The sequence below is a fragment of the Bacteroides sp. AR29 genome (assembly GCF_900217715.1).
In the GTDB taxonomy this organism is placed as follows: Bacteria; Bacteroidota; Bacteroidia; order Bacteroidales; family Bacteroidaceae; genus Bacteroides; species Bacteroides uniformis.
Genome location: NZ_OBMS01000012.1, coordinates 40,493 through 61,709 on the forward strand (window position 1 = coordinate 40,493; position 21,217 = coordinate 61,709).

Below are 21,217 nucleotides of genomic sequence, written 5' to 3' on the forward strand. Positions count from 1 at the left end.
ATATTTGATTATGGACGAGAAGAGTAAATTGAAATGATATTATGAGACAACTATATTATACGATACAAACATTGCTGCGCGGTCGCGGGGGAAATTTCGTCAAACTCTTCTCTCTGACCTTGGGCTTGTTGGTGGGCATTCTTCTTTTTTCTCAGATTGCTTATGAACTGAGTTACGAGAGCTTCTACAAAGAGCCGGAACGGGTGGCGTTGCTGCGTCTGCAAAGTGTGAAGGACGGTGTTCCGTCTGAGGAATATGACAATGGTACTTTTCGTCCGGCTGCTACCGACATTTGGGAGACGTTTCCGGATTTGGTGGAATGTGCCAGCCGGGCTGTTGATTTTTGGCAGCCAAGGCTGTACGTAAACAATAAGCATCTGGACGATGTGCAAGTTTTGTTTGCTGATACACTTTATTTGCAGACAGTAGGGCTGCAAGTACTGAAAGGAGACCCGCATGACTTGATAAACGGCAACAATGCCTTTCTTTCACAAAGCAAGGCTCATGAATTATTTGGCGATGAGGACCCTATAGGGAAAGAAATTTCGGTGGAGAAAGAGTTTAATGTGACAGTGCGGGGTGTTTACCAGGATGTACCGGGGAATACTATATTGCCGCATAATGTATTACTTTCATTGGAGGCCTTTGAGTGGCGTTACGGTAGAGGAACGTGGAAGCAGAACAATATTTATTATATTCTTTTCCGTTTGAAGCATGCGGAGGACGTGTCCATTATGAATCAAGGAATACAGAAAGCTGTGGAGCAGTTTATGGACACTCGTCTGGGAGATACGGAATATCTGGAATTCAGTGTAATGGCATTGCCCGATGTCTATCTCAGTTATCCGGATAATATACGTAGGCTATTGATTCTGGGGGTATTGGGTTTCTCCATTTTCTTTGTTTCCATCATGAATTATGTGCTGGCTGCCATTGCCTCCATAAATCGCCGTGCCAAATCTGTAGGAGTACATAAATGCTGTGGTGCAAGTAGCGGGCATATATTAGGTTTGTTCATGTGGGAAACGGGATTGATTGTGTTGGTGTCTGTGGGCTGTTGTGTGTTGCTGATGCACTTGTTCAGTGACATTATTCAGGATATGGTTGGTTCCCGTCTGGCTGATGTATTCACTATGGAGAACATGTATGTGCCGGTATTGACGGTATTGCTGCTTTTTCTGGTGGCAGGTGTTCTGCCGGGATATATGTATGCCCGCATCCCCGTGACACAGGTTTTCCGCCGTTATACGGAAAACAAGCGTTCGTGGAAGCGGGGACTGCTGTTTGTGCAGTTTGCGGGTGTTGCCTTTATATTGGGCATGCTGTTTACTACCGTTTTGCAGTACCGCGATTTGATGAAGCGTAGTGTGGGGTTCCGTACGTCCGGACTTGTCATGGCGGACTTGTCGGGAGATATGAAACTGGGTAGGAATGTAGCCGATGCCATTTGTAGGGAGCCTTATGTGGAAGCTGTAGCATTCACAACATTCGGTATGCTGCAAACGTACAATACCGCTATGTTGAGGGATGTACAAGGCAATTCCATTGACCTACTGCATTATCAGTTCATCGGAAAAGATTTTCCGGAGGTAATGGGTATGGAATTGGTAGAGGGTTCGTGGCCGCAGCATGAAGGTGAAGCGGTGGTAGGCAGGAAGATGGTGGAAACGATGAAATGGAGTAATGAGTCCATAGGGAAGAAAATACCCATCGACCTCTCTTGGATGAAAATGGACGGACCGATTACGGTGGTAGGAGTGGTAGATGATATTCGCAATATGGGTTTCTTTGAAGAACTGACAAATACGGCTTTTATCTATAATGAAAAAGGTGTACGCGTGTTCAACGTCCGTATGAAGGGACCGGTGGAGGAGAATGTAAAGCGGTTGAACGAAATGGTGAGCGAGGCATTCCCTACTTGCTCGTTGGAGTTTGAGACCTATGAACGGATACGTGAAGTGAAGAATGAAAGTGTATTGCGGTTTCGGAACATAGTGTGTGCTACGAGTATTTGCATTTTGTTTATCGTCCTGATGGGTTTGATAGGCTACGTCAGTGACGAGACACAGCGCCGTTCCAAAGAGATTGCCGTCCGTAAGGTGAATGGAGGAGAGGCTTTTGATATTCTCCGTTTACTATCGGTAGGCATTCTAAAGGTAGCTGTCGGTGCTGTGATTATTGGAATTGTCTTTGCTTGGTATATTTCGGGTATCTGGATGGAGCAGTTTCCGGACAGCTCCTTACTTTCCGTTGGATGGTTTGTGCTGTTGGGCATTTGTTTGCTGGCACTCATTGTATTGGTGGTGGTAGTCAAAGCATGGCATATAGCCAATGAGAATCCGGTAAAGAGCATTAAGAGCGAATAAAAAATAACTTCAGGAAATTATGAGGCGGCACATTTATTATACATTACAAAGCTTGTTGCACAAGCAAGGCTCCAATGCCATTAAGATTGTATCTTTGGCATTGGGACTGCTGATGTCTGTATTTCTATTTGCACGGATTGCATTCGAGTTGAGTTTTGATAACTTTTATCATGATTCGGATAACCTTTATATTGTGAAGACGGGTTGGTTGAAAAATGGAGTGTTGGAAGGGGGAGAAAGTTCCTACACTATTATTCCGGTTCCTAATGTGATAGCTGAAGAATTTTCTGATAAGGTACAAGGAGCTACGGTCAGTTGTTCACTGTTTGGTGACAAATATAAGTTGGGCAACCGTCCGTTGGAATTGAAGACTGTGGTTGCTGATACGCTCTATTTTTCTGTTCTCGGTTTGGATGTAGTGAAAGGAAATCCGCAGGATTTAGCGAATCCAGATGTAGTTTTCCTTTCAGAAACGGCAGTACGGCAGGTATTTGGTGATGAAAATCCCATAGGTAAGACTGTGTCATACGATTTCTGGAGGCATGAAGCTACTTTGCTTGTTAAAGGCATCTTTCACAGCCTTTTGTCTGGAGGCCCGCCTTAAAGAACCGTTTGATGACAACCTGCGCCGATTGAACGAGGATATGAGCCGTCTATATCCGCAAGATGACCTTGTATTTCGTTCTATGGAGCAAATGTTGGACAATTATGCCGAATCTGTGCGTGTCTTCCGTGATGTCACTTTATGGGCATCTGTCACCATTCTTTTTATCATTTTGATGGGGCTGGTGGGATATGTGGATGATGAAATACGTTTACGTTCCAAAGAGATTGCCATTCGTAAGGTGAATGGAGCGGAAACATCCGGTATATTGCGATTGCTGTCGCGTGATGTGCTTTGGATTTCCATACCGTCTGTAGTGCTTGGAACACTTGTAGCTTACGAGGTAGGGCAAATCTGGATCAGCCAGTTTAGTGATGTGGTGCTACTGCCTATCGTCGGATATATCAGTATCGGCTTTTTGTTGCTTGCATTTATCGTGGGATGTGTAGTGATGAAATCATGGCATGTTGCCAATGAGAATCCGGTAAATAGCATCAAGAGTGAATGAAATATCCCGAAATACTTGACATCGGCTTCTGGATGCTGTATCTTTATAAAGTGATTTTATAAACACTTCAATTTTAAATTAGCGTAAAAGGAGAGGTATGGCTTCTCCTTTTCTTTTTCCTATAATCTTTTAATCTTTCGTAAATCTGCTCTTGACAGATAACCGGGTATTATATATCCACAGTGCCACCGCCGCCGTCACAAAAGCAAAGAAGTCCGATACCGGCATACATATCCAGATGCCGTCCAGCCCAAAGTAATGCGGGAATATCAGTAGTCCCGGCAACAAATACAGTAATTGGCGTGTCAGCGACAAGAAGATACTGATTTTCGCCTTCCCGATGCTTTGGAAGAAATTGCCGATGACAATCTGTGCACCTACCAGCGGGAATATGGCTACGGCAATGCGTACGCCTCTGGAAGCAATATCTATCAACTCTTCATCACTGGTAAAGATGGCAGATATGGCATGGGGGAACAATTCGCAGATAAGGAAGCCGGTACTGGTGATACATACTCCGGCAATGATGGTCAGGCGCAGGGTAGCCTTCACACGGTCGTGCTTTTGCGCACCGAAGTTATAGCCTACAATCGGTTGCATTCCCATCGTCAGCCCCAATACAATCATTACATAGAGTACCAGCAGTCGGTTGATAATGCCATATGCCCCGATGGCCATATCGCCTCCGTACTGTTGGAGGCTGTTGTTTACGATAATCACAATGACACATGCCGTGACGTTCATCAGGAACGGTGACATACCGATGGATAATATACTACTGATGATACGTTTCTTCATCTTCCAGAACCCCCGTTGCAGACGTACCACACTTGTCTTTTGCAGGAAATGGCTCACTACCCACACCATGCCGATGAACTGCGAGATGACCGTTGCCGTTGCAGCTCCCCGTATTCCCCAGTCAAATTGGAAGATGAAAATGGGAGCGAGGATTATGTTGCAGACTACCGTTACCATAGACGTGAGCATCGCTTTCTTGGGATATCCCGTGGCACGCATGATATTGTTTAGGCCAATCATGGTATAAGTGACGGGGGTACCCAGTAATATCACCTGCATAAAGTCGCGGGCATATGGCAACGTATCATTGCTGGCACCGAAGAAGCGCAGGATGTCATCCAGAAAGATGAATGAAACACTGCCGAATATGAATGCGTTGACCAGGCAGAACATCAGTGTGTTTCCCAATACTTCCGTTGCTCCGTCCAGGTCTTTCTGCCCCAGACGGATGGACGAAATGGTGGAACCGCCTGCCGATACCATCGTACAGAAAGCCACGACCAGATTCATCAGAGGGAAAGTAATGGCGAGTCCGGCAATGCCCATAGGACCTACGCCATGACCGATGAAAATGCTGTCGATGATGTTGTACAACGAAGTAATCGTCATGCCTATAATGGCCGGAATGGAGTACTGCACAAGCAGTTTACCAATACGTTCGGTTCCTAATATATGCGCGTTGTTCATTTGATATGAGTCAATTAAGGAGCACAAAGGTATAAAATATTTGTTTGATTCGCAGATTATTCCCACCTTTGTACGCTATAATGTTTTGGTATTAACAGATTTAGGTAAAAGAAAGTTTATGGACACAACAAAAGCAACCGCCGTACTTTTTGATTTTGATGGCGTGGTGGTAGACACGGAAACACAGTACAGTCACTTCTGGCATGAAATGGGAAAGCAGTATTTGGGTATGGATGATATTGAAGGCAGGGTGAAGGGCCAGACGCTGGTCTATATTTATGATACCTTTTTTCCGGGCATGGCGAAGGAACAGGCCGAAATTACCGAACGGCTGAACCGCTTTGAACAGGAAATGTCATTCGACTTTATTCCCGGAGTGCTTGACTTCATTGCCGACCTACACCGGAATGGGGTGAAGACTGCCGTAGTGACCAGCTCCAACGAAGCGAAGATGGCAGCTGTCTATCGGGTTCATCCCGAAATAAAGACTCTTTTCGACCGTATCCTTACGGCCGAGATGTTTACGGCTTCCAAGCCTGCACCGGATTGTTTTCTGTTGGGTATGGAGGTTTTCGGCACAACTCCCGACACCACATATGTATTCGAGGATTCTTTCAACGGGCTGAAAGCTGGCATGGCTTCAGGAGCTACCGTTATAGGGTTGGCAACCACCAATTCCCGTGAAGACATAGCTCCGTTGTGTCATTATGTATTGGATGACTTTCAGGGATTCACTTACGATAAATTAACTCAATTGCACAAGTAATCAGAAAAAGGATTACCTTTGCGCCGAAAATTAAATTGAGTAATTGTAAATTGTAAATTGCCAAATTGTAAATACTATCATGGGTTATATTTCAGACGACACTCGTAAAGTGACTACACATCGCCTTATCGAAATGAAACAGAGAGGCGAAAAAATATCAATGTTGACATCATACGACTATACTATGGCGCAGATTGTGGACGGTGCCGGGGTAGACGTGATTCTGGTGGGAGATTCCGCTTCCAATGTAATGGCAGGCAATGTCACCACGCTTCCCATCACGCTCGACCAGATGATTTATCATGGCAAATCCGTGGTTCGCGGTGTGAAGCGTGCCATGGTCATTGTCGACATGCCTTTCGGCTCTTATCAGGGCAACGAACTGGAGGGATTGGCTTCCGCTATCCGTATTATGAAAGAAAGCCATGCCGACGCCCTCAAACTGGAGGGAGGCGAGGAAATCATCGGTACGGTGAAGCGTATCCTCAGCGCCGGTATTCCCATCATGGGACATCTCGGACTGATGCCCCAATCCATCAACAAGTATGGAACATATACGGTCCGTGCCAAGGATGATGCCGAAGCCGAGAAACTGGTACGCGATGCGCATTTGCTGGAAGAAGCCGGATGCTTCGGACTGGTATTGGAGAAGATTCCTGCCGCATTGGCTGCCCGCGTGGCAAGCGAGCTGACTATACCCGTTATAGGCATCGGTGCCGGTGGCGATGTGGACGGCCAGGTGTTGGTGGTTCAGGATATGCTGGGTATGAATAACGGTTTTCGTCCCCGTTTCCTGCGTCGCTATGCCGACCTGCATACAGTGATGACGGATGCCATCAGCCGTTATGTATCCGATGTGAAGAATTTAGATTTCCCGAATGAGAAAGAACAGTACTAACAAACTCATGACACTCAATTTTTGGCGGATGTGTACGGCAAATCTGTTGCTGTTCATATCCGTCTATATGCTTTTCCCTTTGCTTCCTTTTGTGATGGGAGAGCAGTTGGGTGTTTCCGTCGGGCAGGCGGGCAGCATGTTTCTGGTCTTTGTGGTGGCCATGTTTGCTGTCGGTCCTTTCCATGCCTATCTGGTCGATGAATATAAAAGGAAACACGTGCTCCTTTACTCCGCACTCATTATGCTGGCGGCTGTTCTGGGATATGCCTTTGTGGATGGTTATACGAAATTTCTGCTGCTTGCCGCTGTGCAGGGAGCATGTTTCGGGCTGGCAACCACAGCGGGCATTACGGTGGCCATCGACATAACGACTTCCGCGCGCCGCAGCGCAGGAAACATGGTATATGCATGGGCTGCACGCTTGGGCATGCTGGTGGGTGTTGTGTTGGGCATTGGAATGTATAAGATGTATGGTTTCCGTATGGTGACCTATCTGTCCGTAGCGGCCGGACTGGCTAGCATATTTTTCGCATCGAGGGTATATGTGGCTTTCCGTGCTCCGATAGGCGTGTCGTTGTGCAATATGGACCGCTTCTTATTGCCGCGTGCATGGGTACCTGCCATCAATATGCTGTTGATTGCTTTTGTACCGGGAGCGTTGCTGCCACTGATGTTTGTGGGCGATTACTGGTCATTGGCGGCATTGGCTGTATTGGTGTTCATTACAGTCCCGTTCATGAAGATGTTCGTCAAGCTGTCGCACCATTGCCAGCGTGGAACGGCAAACACCACTTGTCATTTGTCTATGGAGGCAGGGCTGCTGGTGGGCATGACTGTGGCTTGCCACCTGATGGACAAAGCGCAGATATACCATGTGGCGTCTGTTGCTGCTATGCTTGCCGTATTTTTCTTTGTACTGCTGACCTATCCTTATTATAAGAAGAAGCGGGTGAGGTAAGGGATAAATACAATCAATCCTATAATGGCCGCCGTTGCAGCACATACCAGTACTGCTCCGGCGGCTATGTCTTTTACTTGCCCTGCCACGGGATGCTGTTGGGGAGACACCAGGTCGACCAGCTTCTCAATGGCGGTATTGAACAGTTCGGCTGCTATCACCACTCCGATGCAGAGAATGATTATCATCCACTCCATGCGGGTAATGCCTAAAACGAATCCTGCAATGACTACCACAGCCGTAGCTATCAGATGGAAGCTCAGGTTCTGTTCTTTTCCTATGCAACACCGGATACCTTTCCAGGCATATCCGAAACTGCGCAACTGCTTTTTAAAGTCGTACTTCATGGATTATAGTTGTTGCTTAATTCCTTGAAACCTGTTTCACTCCCTTTACTGTTCTCAGTTTCTTGACAAGTGCTTCCAGATGTCCCGTATCGCTCACCATGATGGTCAGTGTTCCGGAGAACAGCCCGTCATGCGAGTCAATGCCGATGCTTCTCAAAGTAATACCCGTTTCTTTGGAAATGATGGAAGTGATGTTGGTCACGATGCCGATGTCATCGTGTCCCACTACGCGCAGGGTGATGGGGTACTGTGTACCTTGTGACTTTCCGGCCCAGCGTGCCTTCACGATACGGTAGCCGAAACGTGAGTGCAAATCACTGGCATTGGGACAATCGCAACGGTGTATCTTGATACCTCCCGTCACACTGACAAAGCCGAATACATCATCTCCATAGATGGGATTGCAGCAGCGTGCCAACTTGAAATCCAATCCTTTCAGATTTTGATCAATGACCAGTACATCTTCTTTGGTACCTATCTCTTCCGGTATGCCTTGTTGAAGGTTATAGCCTTCAGCACTGCGGTAGACAATATCGTCGCGCGTATCATTTTCCCGTCTTTGCTGTTCCTGGTATTTGTCTATAATCTCGTTGACATCCAGTTCTTCATCGGCTATGGCTTGATAGAAGTCGGTCACTATCTTGAAACCGAGGCGCTTGATGAGGCGCATCATGGTTCCTTCATCATACTCTATCTTCCGGTTCTTGAACTTGCGTTCCAGGGTTTCCTTAGCGAAGGCGTGCTGGCGTGCAGCCATTTCCTTCAATGCCTGGCGTATTTTGGTGCGTGCCTTGGAGGTGGTTACGATGTTCAGCCAGTCCTGCTTGGGCGTCTGCGTATTCGATGTCATTATCTCCACCTGGTCACCGCTATGCAGCATTTGCTTCAGCTGTACATTCTTGCCGTTCACTTTTGCACCGATACATTTGCAGCCCAGTTTGCTATGGATGTGGAACGCAAAATCGAGCACGGTGGAGCCTTTGGCAAGTTTGAACAAATCACCTTTGGGGGTAAATACAAATACCTCGTCTTCGTACAAATCCAGTTTGAACTGGTCCATCGTTTCCAGTCCGTTGCTGTCCGAGCTCTCTAAGGCTTCGCGTACGGAAGTCAGCCATTCGTCAAGACCAGATTCACCTTTCACTCCTTTGTATCGCCAATGGGCGGCCAGGCCTCGTTCGGCAATATCATCCATGCGTTCGGTACGTATTTGTACTTCCACCCATTTGCCTTCGGGGCCCATCACGGTGATGTGCAGTGATTCATATCCGTTGCTTTTAGGTACGGACAGCCAGTCGCGTAGCCTTTTCGGGTTAGGCTGGTACATATCTGTTACGATGGAGTAGGCCTGCCAACATTCCAGTTTCTCCTTTTCCAGGCAAGAGTCCAGGATGACGCGGATGGCGAACAGGTCATACACGCCTTCGAAGGGGCATTTCTGCTTCTTCATTTTCTGGTAGATGGAGTGGATGGACTTGGTGCGTCCTTTGATATGGAACTTCAGTCCGGCTTCTTCGAGCTTCTTCTGTACCGGTGCAATGAAGGCGGCAATGTACTTGTCACGCGATGCCTTGGTCTCATTCAGTTTTTCCTTGATATGGTAGTAAACTTCCTTTTCTGTATATTTCAATGAGAGGTCTTCCAGTTCCGACTTCAATTTGTACAGACCCAGCTTATGGGCAAGGGGCGCATAGAGATAAGCCGCTTCGTTGGCTACCTGCCGACGGGCTTCATCGTTCTTGCAATCCTTTATCTGCCGCATGATGTTTACGCGGTCGGCAATCATGATGAGAATGACACGCATGTCTTCGGCGAAAGTCAGCAACAAGTTGCGGAAATTCTCGGACTCGATGGTAGGGCTTTTGGAATAAAGTTCGTTTACACGTATCAATCCCCGGATGATGCCTGCCACATCCTCGCCATAGATTTGCTCCACTTCCAGAGCGGTGCAAGTGCCGCAGCGCACGGAGTCGTGCAGCATGAGCCCCAGGATAGAAGCACGCTTCATTCCGATTTCTTCCGCTACAATGACAGCCGTCTGCATATCTTTGATGACGGGATTCAAACCGAATATATCACGCTGGATACGGTTGTTCTGTATAGTATTGACAAGATGTGTTTTCAGCTTTTTGCAGTCCCCCTTCTGGAGGGTTTCTCCGGAAAGTTGCAACAGTTTGCGGTAGAGCGAGAAGAGTAAATCTTTCTCTTTGATAGTGAAAAATTCATCAGTTTCCATAATCGTCCGTATTTTATGCTTCAAAGGTAAGTTTTTTCTTCATTTTCTTGACGGCAGTTCTGCTTTTTTTGTATTTTTGGGCATGAATTAATAAAACAAGATATTATGATAACACCGCAAGACAAAGAGTTGCTCGAAAATAAAGGCATCTCCGAAGAACAAATAGCCGAACAGTTGGCTTGTTTCGAAAAAGGTTTTCCATACTTGAAGCTGTCTGCCGCCGCTTCTGTAGAAAAGGGTATACTGGCTCCGAATACGGATGAACAGAAGAAATACCTGGATGCCTGGGAGGCATATACACAAACCGATAAAGTGGTGGTGAAGTTTGTGCCTGCTTCGGGTGCTGCCAGCCGTATGTTCAAGAACTTGTTTGAATTTCTCGGGGCAGACTATGACACTCCCCAGACAAACTTTGAAAAGACTTTCTTTGAGAAAATAGAGAAGTTTGCCTTCTATGATGACTTGAATACCGCTTGCCAGAGGACTGCCGGAAAGGATATACCGACTTTGGTTGCCGCTGGAAACTACAAGGCGGTTGTTGCTGCCTTACTCGAAGGGGCCGGACTGAACTATGGTGCTCTGCCCAAAGGATTGCTTAAGTTCCATAAGTATGAAGACGGTAGCCGCACGCCGCTGGAAGAGCACTTGGTAGAAGGAGCATTGTATGCTGCCAATAAGAACGGTAAGGTGAATGTGCATTTCACGGTTTCGCCCGAACATCGTGCCTTGTTCAAGGCTTTGGTAGACGAAAAGGCTGCCGCTTATGCAAAGAAGTATGGGGTGGATTATAACATCTCTTTTTCGGAACAGAAGCCGAGCACCGATACCATTGCCGCCGATATGGAAAACAAACCGTTCCGTGACAATGGCAAACTTTTGTTCCGTCCGGGCGGTCATGGTGCATTAATTGAAAACTTGAACGACCTTGATGCGGATATTATCTTCATAAAGAATATCGACAATGTGGTACCCGACAAACTGAAGGGTGACACCGTATTATATAAAAAGCTGATTGCCGGTGTACTGGTAGCTTTGCAGCAGAAGGTATTTGCCTATTTGCAGTTGCTTGAAAGCGGGAAATATACACACGAACAAATTCTTGAAATCCTGCAATTCCTGCAGAAGCAACTCTATTGCAAGAACCCGGAGACGAAGAATCTGGAAGATGCCGAACTGGTGATATACCTGAAAGAAAAACTGAACCGTCCGATGCGCGTCTGCGGTATGGTGAAGAACGTAGGCGAACCAGGTGGAGGTCCGTTCTTGGCATACAACAGTGACGGCACTATCTCTCTGCAGATTCTGGAAAGTTCGCAGATTGATATGGACGATCCGGAAAAGAAGGAAATGTTTGAAAAGGGTACCCATTTCAATCCGGTGGATTTGGTTTGCGCTGTACGTGACTATAAAGGACATAAGTTCAATCTTGTGAAGTATGTGGATAAAGCCACGGGGTTCATCTCCTATAAGTCCAAGAACGGCAAGGACCTGAAGGCGCTTGAACTTCCCGGTTTGTGGAACGGCGCCATGAGTGATTGGAATACTGTATTTGTAGAAGTGCCTCTGACTACATTCAATCCGGTAAAGACGGTGAATGATTTGTTGAGAGAACAACACCAATAAGAGGATTTACTATTAGACGATTTACGATGTACGATTGGGATTGCTTTGGCTTGTGGCGGTTTATTGTCTAAAGTAACTCTAATCGTACATCGTACGTCGTCAAATCGTAAATATATAAAATTGTAAATAAAAGAATTGATGAAAAAGATTTTATTGTTAGGTTCCGGTGAGTTGGGCAAGGAGTTTGTTATTTCCGCCCAACGTAAGGGCCAGTATATCATTGCTTGCGACTCGTATGCCGGAGCGCCTGCCATGCAAGTGGCAGATGAATGTGAGGTATTCAGCATGCTCGATGGAGATGCTTTGGAACGTGTAGTACGCAAACACCAGCCGGATATTATTGTTCCGGAAATTGAGGCTATCCGTACAGAACGTCTGTACGATTTCGAGAAAGAAGGCATTCAAGTGGTGCCCAGTGCACGCGCTGTGAACTTTACTATGAACCGTAAGGCTATACGCGACCTTGCAGCTAAAGAGTTGGGACTGAAAACAGCTAAATATTTTTATGCCAAATCTCTGGATGAACTGAAAATTGCAGCTGAAAAGATAGGTTTCCCATGCGTGGTGAAACCGCTGATGTCCTCTTCCGGCAAAGGCCAGTCTCTCGTAAAGAGTGCCGACGAATTGGAGCATGCTTGGGAGTATGGCTGTAATGGTAGCCGTGGAGACATCAAAGAACTTATCATTGAAGAGTTCATCAAGTTCGACAGTGAGATAACACTGCTCACCGTAACGCAGAAGAATGGTCCGACCTTGTTCTGCCCGCCTATCGGCCATGTACAGAAGGGTGGGGACTATCGTGAAAGCTTCCAGCCTGCCCATATTGACCCTGCCCATCTAAGGGAGGCGCAGGATATGGCAGAGAAAGTGACCCGTGCCTTGACCGGTGCCGGATTGTGGGGAGTGGAATTCTTTCTCAGCCATGAGAACGGTGTCTATTTCTCCGAACTCTCTCCACGTCCGCACGATACGGGTATGGTAACCCTGGCCGGAACCCAGAATCTGAATGAGTTTGAATTGCACTGTCGTGCGGTGCTTGGTCTGCCTATCCCTGGCATCAAGCAGGAGCGTATAGGAGCCAGTGCTGTCATCCTTTCTCCGATAGCCAGTCAGGAACGTCCCAATTATCGTGGCATGGAAGAGGTTACGAAAGAAGAGGATACTTATCTGCGTATTTTTGGTAAGCCTACTACCCGCGTAAACCGCCGTATGGGTGTAGTGCTGTGTTATGCACCTCTTGACAGTGATCTTGACACGCTGCGCGACAAAGCGAAGCGTATTGCTGATAGGGTAGAGGTATATTAATGATTAGTGATGAATGATTGGTGATTTGTTGATGAATGGATACCATCAACAAATCACCAATCGTCAGTATTAATCATTGAAAAAGAGTCCGGGATAAATCTCTCCTCCAAGTTCTGTTACATCGAGGCTTTGTAATAGTTTTCCATCCGGAGCATAGAACAGTTGGAATTCTTCATCGGAATTGTATTGTTCCACCTCAATTATTATCACTGTGGGATGTTTGGGAAAGGTGATGATTCTTATATCCCTTAATCTCATGCCGGTCATTGTACTGCTCATGAATGCTTCTGCCACGGGAGCCGGCACTTTTTCCAGTGACTCTACATCCGTTTCAGTCATAACCCACTCCGCTTGTTTATTGAACCAGACATCAATTTCCTGACCATCTGCAATAAATTCTGCCACGTAGCAACCGGCCATTTGCTCCCATTCCACATCCGTTGCTTGAGGATAGAGCTTTAGAAAAGCTGTTTGTATATTTGCAGGAAGACGCCCTTCCGCAAAGGCGGACACTGACAACAAGATAAGTAGTCCTGCCAGAATACCGAATTTTAATTTTTTCATAATCAAGGTTGTTTTGAGTTTTCTGTAAGAACAACCTTGTTGTGTTTTTGTTTCCGGAAATCAGTATATTGGTTGATGCATTTTTAAATATCAGTGAACTGGCCTTTGTATACAAAAGCTTTTTCTCCGAAATCCACTTCCGGTAATACGGCATCTTCCTTGAATAATCCGTAAACAGATGACCCCGAACCACTCATGGAGGCATATACAGCTCCTTGCCGGTACATCTCTTCCTTGATTTCTCCAATAGCCGGGAATTGGGGGAATACGCTTTCTTCAAAGTCATTGACCATTCGTCCGTTCCATTCTTCTACGGGAAGTTGGGCAATTTCTTTCAGGGACATTTCCGGATGATGCGGTTTTATTTTTGCAAAGGCATCCCGTGTAGAGACGAAAATGTCCGGCTTCACCAACCATATCCGATATCCTTTCAGTGAGAGGGGAAGGGGAGAAAATATGTTTCCGATACCTTCTGCGTAAGTCGGACGGTTTTTGATGAAGAAGGCACAATCGGCACCCAGCTTGGCGGCATACTCTTCCAGAGTGTCATCCGGCAGTCCGAGTTCAAACTTATTATTCAGAAGCTTCAGCATGAAGGCTGCATCGGCCGAACCGCCACCCAGTCCGGCTCCCGAGGGAATATGCTTGAAGAGATGAATATCTACCGGAGGAAGGTTGAACCGGTCATCCAGTAACTTGTAGGCTTTCACTACCAGGTTACTCTCTGCTTCTCCCTCAATTTCCAGACCTGCTTGATGCAGACGGAACTTTCCGTTTCCTTCGTTCAAGATATTTATTTCCAAAGCATCTTCTATGGGAACCGGATAGAAAATGGTTTCCAGATTATGGTATCCGTCCGGACGCTTTTCTGTGATATTCAGTCCCAGGTTTATTTTGGCATTTGGAAAAGTCAGCATGGCGTTGAAAATTAAGAATTAATAATTTAAAATTAAAAGGAGAAGCTATTGGAGTGCAGCTTCCGAAGACAAAGTTAGTGATTTCTGTTCATAGTAGATTGAAAACTTAACAATGATTTATTTACTGCTCATAAATAAATTCGCTTATCTTTGCCATACGAGCGAAGATAGGCTGCACCTCAACATAACTTTTTCATGCAAGCATGAAAGTTATGTATTCGGTTTGCACTATCTTTGCTTTCCCTTTCTAAAAGGGAAATTCATTTAATTTTTAATTTTCAATTTTTAATTCTTAAAGTGGCAGAACAAAGAAGAACATCCCGTACTCCGAAAGGAAAGGCACCACAGCCCGTAACAGACTACGGACGTATCCAGCCGCAAGCGCCGGAGCTGGAAGAAGCAGTCTTGGGAGCCTTGATGATTGAGAAGGACGCTTATTCGCTGGTAAGTGAAATTCTTCGTCCGGAGTCATTCTATGAGCATAGACATCAGCTGATATATTCCGCTATTACCGATTTGGCCGTGAATCAGAAGCCGGTCGATATCCTCACCGTGAAGGAGCAGCTTTCAAAGCGGGGAGAATTGGAGGAAGTGGGCGGCCCGTTCTATATTACCCAACTTAGCAGTAAGGTGGCATCTTCTGCACACATCGAATATCATGCACGTATCATTGCGCAGAAAGCTTTGGCACGTGAATTGATTACTTTTACCAGTAATATCCAGAGCAAGGCTTTCGACGAGACGCTGGATGTGGACGATTTGATGCAGGAGGCCGAAGGAAAACTGTTCGAGATTTCCCAGCAGAACATGAAGAAGGATTATACACAAATTAATCCTGTCATTGCCGAAGCCTATGATTTGATTCAGAAAGCTGCTGCCCGTACCGATGGTTTGAGTGGCTTGGAAAGTGGGTATACCAAGCTGGACAAGATGACTTCCGGATGGCAGAAGTCCGACCTCATCATTATTGCAGCCCGTCCTGCCATGGGTAAAACGGCGTTCGTACTTTCCATGGCGAAAAACATTGCCGTGAATTTCCGCAATCCCGTAGCGCTGTTCTCGCTTGAAATGAGTAACGTGCAGCTGGTGAACCGTTTGATATCCAACGTGTGCGAGATTCCGAGTGAGAAAATCAAGAGTGGTCAGTTGGCGGACTATGAATGGCAGCAGTTGGATTACAAACTGCGTGACTTGCTGGATGCTCCGCTTTATGTGGACGATACGCCTTCTTTGTCGGTATTCGAACTCCGTACGAAGGCACGGCGTTTGGTACGTGAGCACGGAGTAAAGATTATCATCATCGACTACCTTCAGCTGATGAATGCAAGCGGAATGTCTTTCGGTAGCCGTCAGGAAGAAGTTAGTACCATTTCGCGCTCATTGAAAGGTTTGGCCAAGGAGCTGAACATTCCTATCATCGCTCTGTCGCAGTTGAACCGTGGTGTGGAGAACCGTGAAGGCGAGGAAGGCAAGCGTCCCCAGTTGAGTGACCTTCGTGAATCCGGTGCCATCGAGCAGGATGCCGATATGGTTTGCTTCATCCACCGTCCCGAATATTACAAGATTTATACTTCTGCCGATGGCAGTGACTTGCGCGGTATGGCGGAAATCATCATAGCAAAGCACCGTAACGGTGCCGTGGGGGATGTGCGTCTGAGGTTTATCGGACAGTACACCCGTTTCCAGAATCCCGAGGATGATATGGTTATTCCACCTCCGACGGAGGGTGGAGGAGCTACATTTGGTTCACGTATGAATGCGCCTATCGGAAGTACGGCAACACCGCCACCTCCATCGGCTGCTGATTTTCCGCCACAGACGGACAACCCGTTTGGAGGTGTGGGGGCGGACGGGCCATTGCCTTTCTGATGTATTTTTATGGCTACACCCTTTGCCTTGAATGCCTATACTATCGTAGAGTGATGGCTACACCTTTAGGTACAAAGGGTGTAGCCATTTAAAATGCTGTATTCGGGCCTATTTGCTTATTCTAAAACCTTCAATGTGGACAGTAAGAACGTCAATCTTACTTTTGCTCCCTTTTCCGTTTTGATTGTGCCTCGGGCATCTGCTGTTCTGTGTTTATTTTATCAGTGGATAGGGTATCTTGCTTTATTTCTTGTTCCTTTCTCAGCCGCTTGAGTTTCCATCTGTTCCAGAAAAGGAGCTCACTCCATTTGTTGAAATCCTTTTTGAAGATAATGCCAATACCTTGTGTTGTCAGATTTGTCCGGGTGTAGTAGCGGTCGTTCGTTTCGTTGTACGCTTTCAGGCGGATGTCTCCGGAACGGTTGACGAGCCATTCCGCTTCAAAGTCTCCCACAAAATTGGTATTTGCCATCGGATTATCACGATAACCAAAATTACCATTGATAAGTAGTCGGTTATTCAATAATTGTCCTGAAAGCATAGTCTCGAACTCCATGTCTGTCCAGCCTCTTTCACCGGTACTGAAATTGGTGCCGAAGTTCCAGTTATTGACATCGAGAATGTTCGATAAAGCGTTATTCAACTGTCCGGAAAGGGTGGATGAAACAACACTGGACATCATATTCGAATTCTGGGTGGCTCCTAAGTTTTCCGGGGTATAGAACTTGCCGATAGCCAACAGATAGAGTATCTGCATGTTCATTTGCTCGTCGGTAGGAATATAGTTACGGACAATGGCCTGCACTTCATCGCGTTCGTTGGGCAGCTCGATGTCGAATTTTACATCGGGTGAAGTCAATTGTCCGGTAAGGTCCATCATACAGTTCACTTTTACATTTGTCTGGCTGATGTAGCCGGAGGTTGCCTCGTTGGGCATTAGGTCATTTAAGGATGCTGAGTTGACCGTATAGCCTGCTTTTATGTCCAGAGTGGCATCCAGCGGCGAACCGTTGAATGTAATGGTACTCCCATCCCTGATAATAAAGTCCTTTCGGATAACCTCTTGCAGACTGAATTTATAGACTCCCTGGCTTATCCGGTAACTGCCGAACATCTTTACATCTCCTTTATTGAAGAACTCAGTACGGATATTTCCGGTTCCCCGTCCACTGATATAGTCGCCAGCGATAGGGTCCATGATAATCTTCATGGTAGCGTCGGGAGTGGCGTCTACCAAGAGATTCAACCGGATGTCAGTGTCGCTCTCTTTCTCTTCCTCGATTTCCTTTTGGGCAATCTCGTAGTCGGAAAGGCGGACAGAGTCTTGTACGGCACGGCGTGGCGTTTTGTCCACAAACTTGATGAACTGGTTGCTGACTGCTGTAGATACGTTATCCTTTATATAGGTAAAGGTGGTGTTGCGATTGGTAGTCATTGCAACGTCAATGTTAACGCCATCTTGGGCATTACCGGCAATAGTGGCATTTCCCGTACCGTAGACGGTGCCGTAGAAGGGATAGTCCGGTGATTCTTTGGTATTCATCACCAGCATGTCGTTGACATTGAAATTGAAACGGTACTCCAGGTTCTTGAAATGCTGATAGTGCAGATAGCCGCTCATGCTGCCTTGATGCCCTTGCGTGTCGAAAATGCGGTTGTTGCGGAAGGTCAACCCGCCGGGCTCGATGTAGATGCTGTCTTTGACGGAGAAAGTGGTGTTGAGCACGTCTACCTTCATGGAAGCATCGCCGAATACACGCCCTTCCATGGTGAGAGCCTTGAATTTGCCATAGAAATGTACATGGCCGGTGGCACGTCCGTTGAATTCGGGCGTGATGCTGCTCATATAATGATGTATAAACTTCAAGTTGGTACCGCCCGCTTCAATTTGGAGATCCAATGAACTGGTGGGCTTCAAGGGATAGACATAGCCATACACATGGCTTTTGGCGATATCTTTCTCCTGGATATGGGCATCCAGATAGATGCCCTTCACATCGTGATGCCATTCTCCGTGTATGTTGGCGTCCCCCAGCAAGCCTTCGTTCAATCCGAGGTTGCGGATAAACAAATCGGTGCTCATGACGGGTTTTTCCAGTACTCCGCTGGCGAAAGCCGGACCGGTGGCTTCTCCTTTGAAATTGACTCCGAGGTCTGCAATGTCGAACACATAACCGATGTTGATTTCCTTCAAATCCAGACGTACTGTATCTTCGGGTTGTGGTGAAACGATACCATTGATACGCAAGTGCCGGTCTTTATGGCTGAAGTAGAAATCATTGACATACACTTTGCCGGAGTCGAGTACCACTTGGGAGGGATGTATATCCCATAGCGTATCGTTCAGTATCACGTTGGTGGGCTGGACATCAATGACGGTTTTTAAGGGGGGAAGTTTCCTCTTGTTTTCATTCGCTTCTTTCTGTTCACGGATGAAGTGGGCGACGGCGGCGAGTTTCCCGCTGTAGGTTACAGTGCTGCTGTTACCCCAGTTCAGCGTGGTCTGTATGCTGTTGTTCTGGGCTTGCGCTTCTAAAGCTATATTGACAGCGCCGCTTGATTTGCGGTTGCTGAAGCGTAGGCGTGTATGGAACTGGTCACCGGGATTCTCGCAAAGGAACATTCCGGATTCGATGAATTTGTTTTCATAGCGGAGACGGGGAAAATAGCCTTCTACACGGAGCCGCTGTGCCTTGTCATTGAAGTATCCTTTAATGGTGGAATGGGTATATACTTTTACCGGAATCTGAAAGACGGTGGAGAGCAGTTCCGTATTGTAAATGTGCATGTCGAAATGGAAATTGTTCTCCGTCTCTATGGGTTTCTTGTCTGGCAGAATCAAGGCGGGGATATAACGACGCATGATATTCAGTACACTGGCAGGCAGGGTACGATAAGAATAATCGCCTTCTATGCTACCTTGGAGAAAGTTGGATTGGATGGTCAGCCGTTTCTGGTTTTCGCTTTCTCTTATGGCGGATATCTTCAGGTTGTCCAGGAAGTATTGTGTTTCCGGAGCTGCGAACGATAAGCTGTCAATGTTGATTTCACCGTTCATCTCGTCAATGGAACCGCCGGTGAAGTCCGCCTTGACTTTGACTGATATTTCCGTATCTTCATAGTTGGGTGTCAGATGTAGGGCATGAGGACGAAATTTGTCGATGCTTGCCTGAAAGTTGAAAGTCGGTACCCGACTGGCGGTATTGATGGTACCGTTCAAAATAACAGAACCATTGGTGTCATCCAAGGCGATTTTTCCCGTGAAGCCTCCCTGCTTGTATTCTCCATCTAGGGTGATATTTTCGTAATTGTAGTCGCTGTAATCAATGGAGGCAACCAGCCCTTTCAGCAGTACGGACGGGTATTGGTTTTCGTAATGGCTGCTGTTGACATCCAGATTGAAAGTTACTTTACCCAGTTTTTTGTTACCCAGCATCTTGCCCAGCTCAAACTCTTTGGTTTTCACTGCACCGGAATAGGCAAAATAACCTTTATCTTTGTTAGAACTTAGTTTTACGTCAGTTTGGATGGTTCCGATGTCAGTGCGTACTTGTCCGTAAGTTACGAGGTCTGTGAAGTAGCCCGAGACTTCTCCACGGAAGGAAACCGTTCCTAAGTGTTGCAGGACGGGAGGTACTCCATTATAGTTCTTGCTGAAATTCCGGACAAAGAAGGCAATTCCTTCCGGGTCTGCGTACAAATTGGACAAATTACCGAATATATAAGCATTTTCCGGATGGGAAAGGTCTTGTAGAGATACGTCTCCCCTCAGATAAAAATGATTTCCGACAGAGACGGAAAGGTGCGGGCAATTCAGTTGATTGATGGTGCCGTCTGTCTGTACCTCTACTTGCAATTTTTCCTTGAAGGAACCAAAAGCCGGAACAAAAGCCGATAAATCCTGCAAGGCGATTTGAGAGGGCAGCAAATGGAATGAGAAACGGACATCTTGGGCAAGATTGTCAAACGCCCCCAGACTGTCATAATCCATGTGTATAGTATCCATTGCCAAAGAGGTGTTGGGGAGGTCGATGGCGAAATTTTCGATTTTCATCCGTTGGTCATTGCCGATAACCTTTAGGCTTAGTTTCTTCAATTCAAATCCGGAATGTTCTTCTTCGATGCTCAGACGCTTGATGGCAGCATTGATAGAATCATTTTGCAATGCTTTTAGGGAGATGTTTGCAATAATGTTACGCAAGCGGAGATGCTGTGGATTGAACTTTCCCGGAGTCTCTTTCTCGGACAGCACATCATATGAAACCTTTCCGCGGCGTATCAGTAAGGAATTGATACGGAGATCCAGGTTATTTTTCTTTTGAACCGTATCTTTGGATGCGAATGCGTCGAGTACAAACTGAAAATTAGGTTTATCCTTGGGAGTCTGCTTGCTCAGATTGATGTTAAAGCCGAACAATTGTATGTTACTGATGGATATTTTGCCGCTGAATAGGGGGAGAATATCGAATTTGGCGGAAAGACGGGTCACCTTCAGCATTTCCTTGCCGGACTGGTCGTCCAGGAGCAGATCGTCGATGATGATGCGGTTCAGCAATCCTATGTTTATTCGCCCGATGGAAATCTTGCTGTCCAGTATGGAAGCCAGTTCATTGGCAACAAATACAGACATTTGTCGCTGAACGGATGGAATGTTTAGCAACAATATGGTACCGATATACAATCCCAATACAATACCGAGTACCCAGCGTACTGTTTTTTTTAGCTTTCTGATAGGCGGTTAATTTTTATAATCAGCCAACAAAAATATGAA

Annotated in this window: 13 protein-coding genes and 1 pseudogene; 8 read left to right on the top strand and 6 right to left on the bottom strand. The window is 46.4% G+C overall.

Annotated elements, in window-relative coordinates; translation table 11 throughout:
- The first annotated feature begins 41 nt into the window (after positions 1–41).
- Together CSD97_RS09590 and CSD97_RS19235 are read left to right on the top strand one after the other, a co-directional pair.
- A complete protein-coding gene (locus tag CSD97_RS09590) occupies positions 42–2,366 on the top strand; it encodes an ABC transporter permease (protein ID WP_087333140.1) in 2,325 nt (774 codons plus the stop codon).
- A gap of 19 nt (positions 2,367–2,385) precedes the next feature.
- A pseudogene (locus CSD97_RS19235) lies at positions 2,386–3,478 on the top strand (FtsX-like permease family protein).
- Between the two features lie 129 nt (positions 3,479–3,607).
- On the opposite strand, the gene CSD97_RS09600 reads toward CSD97_RS19235, so the two are convergent.
- On the bottom strand, positions 3,608–4,963 hold the full coding sequence (locus tag CSD97_RS09600; protein WP_005837216.1) for an MATE family efflux transporter: 1,356 nt from the start codon (positions 4,961–4,963) through the stop codon (positions 3,608–3,610).
- Positions 4,964–5,081: 118 nt separating this feature from the next.
- Here CSD97_RS09600 and CSD97_RS09605 point away from each other — a divergent pair, with 118 nt between their 5' ends.
- From CSD97_RS09605 to CSD97_RS09615, 3 genes are all read left to right on the top strand, one after another.
- Positions 5,082–5,729, top strand: coding sequence for an HAD family hydrolase (locus CSD97_RS09605; protein WP_005827705.1), 648 nt, complete (start codon positions 5,082–5,084; stop codon positions 5,727–5,729).
- Between the two features lie 76 nt (positions 5,730–5,805).
- Positions 5,806–6,627 carry a 3-methyl-2-oxobutanoate hydroxymethyltransferase gene (panB, locus tag CSD97_RS09610; RefSeq protein ID WP_034523185.1) on the top strand — a complete coding sequence of 274 codons (822 nt, stop codon included), beginning with the start codon at positions 5,806–5,808 and terminating at the stop codon, positions 6,625–6,627.
- On the top strand, positions 6,608–7,585 hold the full coding sequence (locus CSD97_RS09615; RefSeq protein ID WP_034523184.1) for an MFS transporter: 978 nt from the start codon (positions 6,608–6,610) through the stop codon (positions 7,583–7,585). The genes panB and CSD97_RS09615 overlap by 20 nt, the downstream gene beginning before the upstream one ends.
- Here the strand turns inward: CSD97_RS09615 and CSD97_RS09620 are convergent.
- Together CSD97_RS09620 and CSD97_RS09625 are read right to left on the bottom strand one after the other, a co-directional pair.
- The gene (locus tag CSD97_RS09620; RefSeq protein ID WP_005827712.1) at positions 7,561–7,932 is read right to left on the bottom strand and encodes a diacylglycerol kinase family protein; all 372 of its coding nucleotides are present in this window, start codon (positions 7,930–7,932) and stop codon (positions 7,561–7,563) included. The genes CSD97_RS09615 and CSD97_RS09620 overlap by 25 nt on opposite strands.
- A gap of 16 nt (positions 7,933–7,948) precedes the next feature.
- Positions 7,949–10,168 (bottom strand): RelA/SpoT family protein, encoded by a 2,220-nt coding sequence (locus tag CSD97_RS09625; RefSeq protein ID WP_005827714.1) that lies wholly within the window; start codon positions 10,166–10,168, stop codon positions 7,949–7,951.
- A gap of 105 nt (positions 10,169–10,273) precedes the next feature.
- Here CSD97_RS09625 and CSD97_RS09630 point away from each other — a divergent pair, with 105 nt between their 5' ends.
- Together CSD97_RS09630 and purT are read left to right on the top strand one after the other, a co-directional pair.
- Complete coding sequence (locus CSD97_RS09630) at positions 10,274–11,791, top strand: DUF4301 family protein (RefSeq protein WP_098032332.1); 1,518 nt, start codon at positions 10,274–10,276, stop codon at positions 11,789–11,791.
- 138 nt (positions 11,792–11,929) lie between these two features.
- A complete protein-coding gene (purT, locus tag CSD97_RS09635) occupies positions 11,930–13,096 on the top strand; it encodes a formate-dependent phosphoribosylglycinamide formyltransferase (RefSeq protein ID WP_057089426.1) in 1,167 nt (388 codons plus the stop codon).
- Positions 13,097–13,165: 69 nt separating this feature from the next.
- Here purT and CSD97_RS09640 read toward each other — a convergent pair whose 3' ends face one another.
- Complete coding sequence (locus CSD97_RS09640; RefSeq protein WP_005837209.1) at positions 13,166–13,660, bottom strand: PepSY-like domain-containing protein; 495 nt, start codon at positions 13,658–13,660, stop codon at positions 13,166–13,168.
- 83 nt (positions 13,661–13,743) lie between these two features.
- Positions 13,744–14,577, bottom strand: a complete 834-nt coding sequence (ispE, locus tag CSD97_RS09645; RefSeq protein ID WP_022402386.1) for a 4-(cytidine 5'-diphospho)-2-C-methyl-D-erythritol kinase — start codon at positions 14,575–14,577, stop codon at positions 13,744–13,746.
- A 297-nt stretch (positions 14,578–14,874) separates the two neighbouring features.
- Between ispE and dnaB the strand changes: the two genes are divergently transcribed.
- Positions 14,875–16,446 (top strand): replicative DNA helicase, encoded by a 1,572-nt coding sequence (gene dnaB, locus CSD97_RS09650; RefSeq protein WP_022402387.1) that lies wholly within the window; start codon positions 14,875–14,877, stop codon positions 16,444–16,446.
- 157 nt (positions 16,447–16,603) lie between these two features.
- On the opposite strand, the gene CSD97_RS09655 is transcribed toward dnaB, so the two are convergent.
- Positions 16,604–21,076, bottom strand: a complete 4,473-nt coding sequence (locus CSD97_RS09655) for a translocation/assembly module TamB domain-containing protein (RefSeq protein WP_098032333.1) — start codon at positions 21,074–21,076, stop codon at positions 16,604–16,606.
- Positions 21,077–21,217 lie beyond the last annotated feature (141 nt).